This is a genomic window from Rhodococcus sp. NPDC127593 (assembly GCF_042671975.1).
Classification (GTDB): domain Bacteria; phylum Actinomycetota; class Actinomycetes; order Mycobacteriales; family Mycobacteriaceae; genus Rhodococcus_F.
The window spans coordinates 1-1723 of sequence record NZ_JBHXWI010000164.1; the positions used below are offsets into that span (position 1 = coordinate 1).

The following is a 1723-nucleotide window of genomic DNA, read 5'->3' on the forward strand; positions in this document are numbered from 1 at the left end:
CCATCCGATCAGGATGACCGAGGTAGCGTCCAGCGACCGGCAATCAGGCGGCGTGTCGGACCAACGGGGCAAACAAACCCAGGTGCGGCACTAGTTCCCTGTTCATCGATGTAGGACAGGAAGGTCTCCTCAATTCGGTTCATGACTACCCCGCGGAATCCTGAATCGCCGAGCGGCGTGAGCGCTGCTCATTCGCCGATATTTTGTATCTGTTTCGGCCCGCGATCGCGTTGCGGCGTCACGGGCGCGTGTGGCCATACCGTTCCGGAGTTCGGGTGTGGTGAGGAGCCGCAGCATTGCCTGGGCCATCCCGTTCACATCGCCGCGACGGTAGACCAGTCCCGCGCTGGTGGGTAGAACCAGTCCCACGGTGGCGGGGTGTTCGGGGACAACCACAGCACGGCCGGCGGCCAAGACATCCAGTAGCGTCGTCACACCCGAGGTGCTGCTCGGCACGACGAAGTCTGCGGCGACAAGAAGGTCGGTCCACTGCTGCCCGGAGGGATCCTCGATCAGGTGAACGTCGGTCTCGACGTTATCCGCGGCCGCCCGCCGCACGACGGTGCCGCGTTGCACACCGGTCCCGACGAGTAGGAGCTGCGCCTGCCGAACCTGCCGCACCATGGTGAACGCCGCGGCCAGTTGCTCGGCATGCTCGGGGTCGTCGAACGGGCCTAACGCGACGATGGTCGGGGGGTCCGCGAGTCCGGCCGGCAACTGGTCGAACCTCGGATGGTCGAGTGGGCGGTGCCGGTCATGGGTCGGCGTCCCGGCCTCGATGCTTCTGAAATGGGAGTGTGTGTCGGTCATTCGCTGTTTCCTCGTTGTCAACGATTCGCACCTGTCGGCAAATCGTGGGTCTGGTCGTGACCGACCTATTCGGGCCAGCTGGAGTTTTCGATGATGTCGACGAAATCAATGTGGTGGAAGCCGGGAACGAAGTGTTCGAGCACGTCCGCATTGACGGTGCCGAAGGTACTGTCTGGGTGATGCCTGAAGCCCTCGGTGAAGGCATGCAGGATCTCCTTCTTGAAGTTGGGCCGCGGGTGCGCCTGAGTGATCTCGGCGAGGAGCGCTTCGGGGAGGTCGCCTCGGCCTATTCCGAGGACATCGGTCTCCACGCCGGCGGTGACCAGTGCAATCTCCGGCGCCAGCCGGTACGGCACTTCCGGCGTGGTGTGCAGCGCGATTGCCTCCCATACGGTTCGTACGTCGGCGGCCGGGATCCCGCGGCTGGTGAGAAACCGTTCGGCCTCGTCTGCTCCATCGAGTTCGAATCGCTGGGTGTCGCCGCGGAAGGTCTCCGTCAGGCCGAGATCGTGGAACATGGCGCCGACATACAGCAGTTCCGGATCGGCTGTTCGTCCCAGTCGCCGACCGTGGAGCGATCCGAATAAATAGACGCGACGCGAATGGTCATACAGCAACGGCGGTGCCGCTTCGCGTACGAGTTCGGTCGCATCGTTCGCCAGGGATGAATCAGGAATTGCGATCCCGGCTATCACCTCGGTCATGATGACTCCCTAAAGTGTTAGTAGTAAACGGAACTCGGTCTCATGGTCGAGAGTGCGCTCTGCGGCCTCTAGTGTTCTGCAGGCGGCTCGTAAGGAGCCGGCTTTCCAGTTCGCCCAGGGTGCCGTAGTTGTTGAGTAGCGGGCGTTCTGCCTGGGGTTTCCGATCTTCGGAGGTGTCTCGGGGGGCGGCGGAGCGGGCATAGGGACAG

General features: G+C 63.2%; 2 protein-coding genes. Both read right to left on the reverse strand.

The window, feature by feature from the left end; translation table 11 throughout:
* Positions 1-129 precede the first annotated feature (129 nt).
* Positions 130-810, reverse strand: a complete 681-nt coding sequence (locus ACFVJ3_RS49360) for a glycosyltransferase (protein WP_378459026.1) — start codon at positions 808-810, stop codon at positions 130-132.
* Positions 811-875: 65 nt separating this feature from the next.
* Complete coding sequence (locus ACFVJ3_RS49365) at positions 876-1514, reverse strand: HD domain-containing protein (protein ID WP_378459027.1); 639 nt, start codon at positions 1512-1514, stop codon at positions 876-878.
* Between the last annotated feature and the right edge of the window lie 209 nt (positions 1515-1723).

Excerpts from the sequence above, each read along its gene's own strand:
- ACFVJ3_RS49360 (WP_378459026.1), bottom strand. The coding sequence starts at position 810 with ATGACCGACACACACTCCCATTTCAGAAGCATCGAGGCCGGGACGCCG.
- ACFVJ3_RS49365 (WP_378459027.1), bottom strand. The coding sequence starts at position 1,514 with ATGACCGAGGTGATAGCCGGGATCGCAATTCCTGATTCATCCCTGGCG.